8 protein-coding genes are annotated in these 7,462 nt (G+C 72.1%); 4 read left to right on the plus strand and 4 right to left on the minus strand.

The features are described 5' to 3' along the window. Positions 1–26 precede the first annotated feature (26 nt). Entirely contained in the window at positions 27–1,991 is a 1,965-nt protein-coding gene (locus tag ACFT7S_RS16850) for a DUF5107 domain-containing protein (protein ID WP_382732264.1), read from the plus strand. A gap of 13 nt (positions 1,992–2,004) precedes the next feature. Here ACFT7S_RS16850 and ACFT7S_RS16855 read toward each other — a convergent pair whose 3' ends face one another. Next, positions 2,005–2,217, minus strand: a complete 213-nt coding sequence (locus ACFT7S_RS16855) for a hypothetical protein (RefSeq protein ID WP_382732266.1) — start codon at positions 2,215–2,217, stop codon at positions 2,005–2,007. 116 nt (positions 2,218–2,333) lie between these two features. On the opposite strand from ACFT7S_RS16855, the gene ACFT7S_RS16860 reads away from it, so the two are divergent. Beyond that, positions 2,334–2,579, plus strand: coding sequence for a hypothetical protein (locus ACFT7S_RS16860; protein WP_382732268.1), 246 nt, complete (start codon positions 2,334–2,336; stop codon positions 2,577–2,579). Positions 2,580–2,584: 5 nt separating this feature from the next. Here the strand turns inward: ACFT7S_RS16860 and ACFT7S_RS16865 are convergent, their stop codons facing one another. The 3 genes from ACFT7S_RS16865 to ACFT7S_RS16875 form a co-directional block, all read right to left on the minus strand. Then, entirely contained in the window at positions 2,585–2,938 is a 354-nt protein-coding gene (locus ACFT7S_RS16865) for a VOC family protein (RefSeq protein ID WP_382732269.1), read from the minus strand. A gap of 60 nt (positions 2,939–2,998) precedes the next feature. Further along, positions 2,999–3,808 (minus strand): class I SAM-dependent methyltransferase, encoded by an 810-nt coding sequence (locus tag ACFT7S_RS16870; protein WP_382732271.1) that lies wholly within the window; start codon positions 3,806–3,808, stop codon positions 2,999–3,001. 93 nt (positions 3,809–3,901) lie between these two features. Then, positions 3,902–5,404 carry a bifunctional phosphatase PAP2/diacylglycerol kinase family protein gene (locus ACFT7S_RS16875; RefSeq protein WP_382732273.1) on the minus strand — a complete coding sequence of 501 codons (1,503 nt, stop codon included), beginning with the start codon at positions 5,402–5,404 and terminating at the stop codon, positions 3,902–3,904. 225 nt (positions 5,405–5,629) lie between these two features. On the opposite strand from ACFT7S_RS16875, the gene ACFT7S_RS16880 reads away from it, so the two are divergent. Both ACFT7S_RS16880 and ACFT7S_RS16885 read left to right on the plus strand, forming a co-directional pair. Continuing rightward, the gene (locus tag ACFT7S_RS16880; protein WP_382732275.1) at positions 5,630–6,403 is read left to right on the plus strand and encodes an IclR family transcriptional regulator; all 774 of its coding nucleotides are present in this window, start codon (positions 5,630–5,632) and stop codon (positions 6,401–6,403) included. Continuing rightward, positions 6,400–7,248, plus strand: a complete 849-nt coding sequence (locus ACFT7S_RS16885; protein WP_382732277.1) for an SMP-30/gluconolactonase/LRE family protein — start codon at positions 6,400–6,402, stop codon at positions 7,246–7,248. The genes ACFT7S_RS16880 and ACFT7S_RS16885 overlap by 4 nt, the downstream gene beginning before the upstream one ends. Positions 7,249–7,462 lie beyond the last annotated feature (214 nt).

Here is a 7,462-nt window from a genome sequence, read left to right on the forward strand (position 1 = left end):
GGCCCGCGCGAGGGAGCGAGGTTGTTTTGGCCACGACCGTACGACGTGCCGTACTGACCCTGCCCGCAGCACCGTTGGGCCCGGAGAATCCGCTGCCCGCGTTGCGGCCGCTCGACGAACCGCACGTTCTCGACCACCGGGAGCGGGCCGGCCTGCCGCGCGACATGGCACGGCAGCTGGGCCACGAACCGCTGCGCACCGTCCTGCCCACGCGCATCCTGGACGGCTACGGGCGCGAACGCACCCCCACCGCCCTGGACACCATCGTCATCGAGAACGACCGGCTGCGCGTCACGGTCCTCCCCGGGCTCGGCGGCCGCATCCACTCCCTGCACCACAAGCCGACCGGCCGCGAACTCCTCTACCGCAACCCGGTGTTCCAGCCCGCCGCATTCGCGCTCAACGGGGCCTGGTTCTCCGGTGGCATCGAGTGGAACATCGGCGCCACCGGCCACACCACCCTCACTTGCGCCCCGGTCCACGCCGCCCTGGTCCCCGCCCCCGACGGCGGCACCATGGTCCGCCTCTGGGAGTGGGAGCGGCTGCGCGACCTGCCCTTCCAGGTGGACCTGTGGCTTCCCGACGACTCCGACTTCCTGCACGTCGGGGTACGCATCCGCAACCCGCACGAGCACCCCGCGCCCGTTTACTGGTGGTCCAACATCGCCGTTCCGGAGAGCGCGGGGACCCGCGTCCTGGCCCCCGCCGACGAGGCATGGCACTTCGGTTACGAGCGGGCGCTGAGCCGCGTCCCCGTCCCGGAGACCGGCGGTACCGATCGTACGTACCCACTGCGCAGCGACCACCCCGCCGACTACTTCTACGAGGTCCCCGACGGGGCCCGCCGCTGGATCGCCTCCCTGGACGAGGACGGAAACGGACTCGTCCAGACGTCCACGGATCTCCTGCGCGGCCGCAAGCTGTTCCTCTGGGGCAGCGGTCCCGGTGGCCGCCGCTGGCAGCGCTGGCTGACCGAGCCCGGCACCGGCGGCTACGCGGAGATACAGGCCGGGCTCGCCCGCACCCAATTGGAGCACGTCCCCCTCGAACCGGGCGGCGAATTCAGCTGGCTGGAGTCCTACGGCCCCCTGTCCGCGGACCCCGCGACCGTGCACGGCGCGGACTGGGGCCGCGCCAGGGCCGAGGCCGAGGGACGGCTGGAGCAGGCCCTGTCCCGCGCCGCCGTCGACGCCGCCCACGAGGCCTGGCGCGCCTGCGCCGACACCGAACCGGGCGCATCACTCGCCACCGGCTCCGGCTGGGGAGCCCTCGAAGTCCAGCGGGCCGGGTACAAACTCCCCGGCACCCCGTTTCCCCCGTCCACCCTCGGTGAACAGCAGGAACCCTGGCTGGAATTGCTGCGCTCCGGCGTCTTCCCCGAGTCGCACCACGTCACCCCGCCGGGCCCTTCGCTCGTCTCCCCGCACTGGCGAGACATGCTGGAGACGGCCCCCGCCGACGCCCTCACCGAATACCACCTCGGCGTCGCCCAATGGCACGCCGACGACCGCGCCCAGGCCGTCCGCAGCTGGGAACGCGGCCTGCCCCGCGCCCGCTCCCGCTGGCCCCTCCTGCGCTGCCTCGCCGTCGCGGCCAAGGACAGCGGCCAGGCCGGCCGGGCCGCCGACCACTACGGCGAAGCGTTCGACGACCTGTCCGCACAGCATGGCGAGGACACCTGGGCAGCGGCGACGGACGCCCTCGCCCGCGAAACGATCGAGGCCCAACTGGCCGCAGCCCGACCCGAAGCCGCCCGCCGCACCTGGTCGGCCCTGACCCCCACTCTCCGCAGCCGCGGCCGCTTCCGCCTCCTGGAAGCCCGCATCCTGCTCGCCGAGGGCGACACGGCTGCCGTCCGCGCCCTCTTCGACACCGGCTTCGAGGTCGCCGACCTGCGGGAAGGCGCCGAGATCCTGGGCGAGCTCTGGAAATCCGTCACGGACGACCCGCTCCCGGACGCGTACAACTACCGGATGCGTCCGGAGCACTGATCACCGGAGCAGCTCACCGCTGCCCCCCGGCCGCCAGATCGTGGCGTGTCCGGAGTGCGGGGCGCCGGTACAGCCGGAGGAACGGTTCGTCACGTGGTGTCCGGCCTGCGACTGGAACGTCGACCCGGGAGCGGAACAGCCCGGCCACGACGAACACTCCCCGCTGCGCCGCCGCCTCGACGCCGTACAACGCCGAATCGCTCACCGGCACGGCGAACGGCTCCACGCGGAACTCCTCGCTGAAGGAGTACGGGAAACCGGTACTGGTCCCGATGACCGTGGTCGAGCCCCCCGGTACCCCGGTACGCCGACGAGATCTTCGGCGCCCTCGACACAGCCAAGGTGACGGCGCGTCACTTCTTCCTCGATGCGCCCGCCGCGGAACTGGAGCGGCGGCTCGACGAACGGGTCGTCAACCCGGATGACACCGCGCGCGACGAGGCCGCGCGGAAGTGGGGCAAGGCCCAGATCGCCGGGTGCGTGGCCGCCGCCGGCACGCTGTGGGCCGGGACCGTCCTGCTGGACGGCCGCCGGCCCACGCGTGAACTGGCCGACGAGGTGCTGGCGCGCTCGCTCCCCGGGAACTGAACCCGTCAGACGACCGGGTTGCGGTCCACGTACTCGAAGACCGAGCCGTCGGGGTGCAGCGCGATCAGATTGCGTCCGACAGGGGTGGGAACCGGACCGGCGATGATCCGCGCCCCCACCCGGGTCAGAGCCGCATGGGCCTCGTCGACGTCCTTGACCGCGATCGTTGCCGAGACCTTGCGCAGGACCTCCAGCTCCGACTCCGGGCCGCTCATCAGGAGAAAGCAGCCGATCGCGGCGACCGAGACCCCGCCGCGCTCGAAGCGCAGCGCCGGGGCGCCCGTGAGGCCTTCGTAGAAGGCCGCCGATGCGTCCAGGTCGTCGACGCAGATACGCAGCGTGGTTCCGAGGATTTCCATGCCCACGAGGGTAGTTGGCCGCCTCGGCGCATGTGATCGATTCCTGCCGGACCGGGGCCCTCAGACGCGGCAGAGCATCTCGCCGTGCGGCACCATGAACCATGCGTCGTCCTGCTCGCCCCAGGCGCGCCAGGCGGCGGCGATCGCCGTCAGCTGTTCCGCGCTCGCGTGGCCGCCCTCGACCGTGAGCTTCGCGTACACCGAAGCCGTCGTACGGTCCGCCCACAGGCTGCTCCACCAGGCGCGGCTCTCCGGAGTGGCGAAACACCAGGCGGCCGCGGTCGGGGTGATGTCGGTGAAGCCGGCCTGCCTGGCCCAGGAGAGCAGGCGTCGTCCGGCGTCGGGCTCGCCGCCGTTGGCACGGGCCACCCGCCCGTACAGCTCCTGCCACTCCGCCAGACCCGCGGCCTCCGGGAACCACGTCATCGCGGCGTAGTCACTGTCACGGGCCGCCACGATGCCGCCCGGCCTGCACACCCGGCGCATCTCGCTCAACGCCCGGACGGGATCGCCCACATGCTGGAGAACCTGGTGGGCGTGGACGATGTCGAAGGAGTCGTCGGGAAAGTCCAGGGCGTGCACATCGGCCGTCGCGAACTCGACGTTGTCCAGGCCCCGTTCGGCGGCGACCTCGGCGGCCTGCCCGAGGATGTCGTCGGTGATGTCGACGGCGGTCACCCGCCCCGGAGCGACCAGGGCGGCCAGATCGGCCGTGATGGTGCCGGGGCCGCAGCCGACGTCCAACACCGCCATGCCCGGCCGGAGTTCACCGATCAGATAGCCGGCCGAGTTGACCGCGGTCCGCCAGCGGTGCGAGCGCAGTACGGACTCGTGGTGACCATGGGTGTAGACGGCCGTCTCCTTCGACATGACCGCACGTCCTCTCTCGGGAAGGCTTCGACAGCAGGTGAGGACACGGTACTTCGCTGTGTCGAATAATGAGATGCGCGTCTCGCGATGTGGTCACACGGTCATCGGGCAGTAGACCGTGAGAGCCTCCGGCAGCTTGTCGATCGTCAACTCCGTCCCCGAATGGGCCACTTCACCGTCGTACGCGTACGGGGTGCCCGGCGCGAGACCGGAGAGCCGGACGCGCCGCCGACGCACCGCCGCATGGACGGGCGACCGGGTCAGCGGACCGGCGACCGCCGCGGCCAGTAGCCGCAGCCCCGGAGTGCGGCCACCGTGCACCACCCGTACGTCCAGCAGGCCGTCCGCCAGGTTGTGCCGGCGACCGGGCATCGGGCCCATCCGCTGGAACGTGCCGTTGCCGACGAACACCAGCCACAACCGCCGCCGCCGTCCCTGGAGTTCGGCCTCCAGCGGACTCTTGCCGCGCAGTGCCTCGAACGCCGCGAGGACACCCGCCGGCCAGCCACCGATACGCGGCGCCCAACGCTCCCGGGTCCGCACGAGCTCTGGATAGACGCCGAGGCTGAACGCGTTGACGAAGCAGCCGTCGGCCCCGCCCGGTCCCGGCCGGATACGTCCCAGATCCACCCTGACCGCACTGCCGGAGGCGAGCGCGGCCACCGTGTCCTGCACGGTCTCTATACCCAGGTCGTACGCGAAGTGGTTCAGCGTGCCGCCGGGAAACACCGCCAGCGGCAGCTTGTGCGCCGTCGCGACGGCAGCCGCGCGGTTGATCGTCCCGTCACCCCCGCAGACCCCCAGCACCAGGCACCGCCCGGCCGCCTCGTCCAGCGCCCCGGACAGGTCGGCGGGCGCGCACTCCACCAGCTCGGCGAGCGGCAGCGCGTCCAGTACCAGCGAGGCGGCCGCCGTCGCCGACCCCGACTCCCGGTTGACGACGACCACGAGGCCCCGCCCGGCCGTCAGTACGGGCGCCTCGGCCGGCGGCCTCCCCGGCGCGGGCAGCTGCCCCCGCGTCGGCACGACCCCGCGCAGTGCGAAGGCCGCCCCGGCGCCGAGCGCCGCACCGGCCAGCACATCGCTCGGATAGTGCACCCCCGTATAGACCCGCGAGGCGACGACCGCCGCAGCGACCGGGGCGACCACCGCGCCCCAGCCCTTCGACTCCAGCGCGACACCGGTGGCGAACGCGGCGGCGGACGCCGCGTGCCCGGACGGGAAGGACGTGGTGAACGGCTGGCGCTTCAGCCTCCGTATCACCGGAACCGCGTCCAGAACCGGCCGTTCCCGGCGTACGGCACCCTTGCCCACGGTGTTGATCGTGGCCGAGGCGACGGCCAGCGAGGCGACACCGCGCAGCGCCGCGCGGCGGGCCCGCGGGCTGCCGCCGAGCGCGGCCATGCCGGCCGCGGCGCCGAACCACAGCAGCCCGTGGTTCGCGCTGCGGCTCAGCCGCGGCAGCAGCGGCTCCGCGCCCGGCCAGTGCCGGCCGGCCACGCTCGCGAAGACTGCGAGATCACATCGGCGCAGCCAGGCCGTCAGACGGATGGGCGAACGAACGGTGGAGGTGGAGGGGGTTCTCAAGGACGGCATGGCACAGCGAATACCCTGTCGTGCCGCGTCGAACCAGGAGGCGCGCACGCGTGATCCCGACCCCACGAACTCCACCAAATCACACAGAGTCCATACGAATCGCCCTGCGATCCCGTGACCGGCTTCGGTCCTCGCCGTTGCCCTGGCAAGTTCCCTGCCGCTAGCCTGCGTTCGTGATTCCGGTCATTGGCCGGAGTGTCGAACAAACGAAATGGGTGGGAGAACATGGGACGACTCGTCCCAGCGGTGACCCGGGCGCTGGATGTACTGGAACTCTTCCTCCAGGGTGACGGAACCCTCTCGGCCCCCGAAGTCACCCGCAAGCTTCAGCTGCCACGCACCACCGTCCACGAACTGCTCACCACTCTCGCAGCCCGCTCCTACCTGGTGAATATCCCGGAGCAGCCGGGCCGCTACCGGCTGGGCGTACGGACGTACCAGCTCGGCAGCCGGTACGCCGAGCAGCTCGATCTGGCCGCCGAGGGGCAGCAGGTGGCCCGCGAGGTTGCCGAGAGCTGCGGGGAGACGGTCCATGTGGCCATCCTCGAGGACACCGAGGTCATCTACATCGCCAAGGTGGACTCCACCCACGCCGTCCGGATGGTCTCGGCGGCCGGCCGGAAGCTGCCCGCACACTGCACCTCCGTGGGCAAGCTCCTGCTCGCCGCCCTGCCCGAGGCCGAGCTCGACGCCCGGCTCGACGGCCGCGAGCTCGTCGCGATGACGGAGAACAGCGTCACCGATGCCGCGGAGCTGCGGGCCGCGCTCGCCGCCGTACGCAAGCGCGGCATCGCGGTCGAGCACCGGGAGTCCAACCCGGACGTGAGCTGTGTGGCCGCGCCCGTACGGAACCGGGCGGGCAGTGTCGTCGCCGCGCTCTCCATCTCCGTACCCATGATCCGCTGGAGCGAGGAGCGCGAAGCGGAACTGGCCCGGCTGGCGGCCGGTGGCGCCGACGCGCTCTCCGCCCGGCTCGGACACCGCAAGGTGCAGGCGTGAAGCACACCGTCGAGACAGCCGTACGGGAACAGGCGGAGCTCGGCGAAGGGCCCACCTGGGACGCCTCGACCGGCCGGCTGATCTGGGTCGACATCCTCGGCTCGCGCATCCACACGTATGCCCCCGAAACCGGCCGTCGTACGGTCATGGCGACCGAGCAGCACGTCGGAGCGGCGAAGCCGCGTGCGGGTGGCGGGCTGGTGGTGAACCTCCGCGACGGCATCGGACTGTACGACGCCGCGGGCGCCTTCTCCTGGCTGGTCCACGACCCCGTCCCGGGGCGGCGCGGCAACGACGCGGCGGTGGCGCCGGACGGGGCCCTGTGGGCGGGGACCATGCGCTACAACGAGGACGAGGTCGGCGGGAGCCTGACGCGGGTCACGGGGGACGGAACAGCGAAGGACGCGCTGGGCGTCGTCGGGTGCAGCAATGGCACCGGGTGGAGCCCGGACGGTCGGCTGATGTACTACATCGACTCGGCCACCGGCCGCATCGATGTCCTCGACTTCTTCGGGAAGCGGGCCATTTACCGGCGGCCGTTCGCCGTGATCGAGGCGGGGGCCGGTACGCCGGACGGGCTGACGGTCGACGCCGAGGGGGGCGTGTGGGTCGCGCTCTGGGACGGGGCCGCGGTGCGGCGGTACGCGCCCGACGGGCGCCTGGACCGGACGTATGTGCTGCCTGTGCGGCGGCCGACGGCCTGTGCGTTCGGTGGACCGGGGTTGCGTGACTTGTACGTGTCGACGGCTCGTACGGGGCTGGTGGCGCCGCATCCGTTGTCGGGTTCGTTGTTGGTCCTCCCGGACGTGGGGCGAGGGGTGCCGGGTACGGCGTTCGCGGGTTGAGGGCTGAGGGTTCCGTCCTCAAACGCCGGACGGGCTGTGTTGCGGTGCCGCGGTCCTTGGTTGCCCCGTTCGGGGTTGGTCCGGGGCCCCTCCGGAGTGTCTCCTCGGGCAACGAACGTTCGGCGGGACCGGATACGAACCCGGGTATCCGTTCGTCACCCTGCGGGGACCCTCCTGCACGGCCCCGGACCGGCCGGAGCGTCAGCGCGGGCCG

The organism is Streptomyces sp. NPDC057136 (assembly GCF_042670885.1).
In the GTDB taxonomy this organism is placed as follows: domain Bacteria; phylum Actinomycetota; class Actinomycetes; order Streptomycetales; family Streptomycetaceae; genus Streptomyces.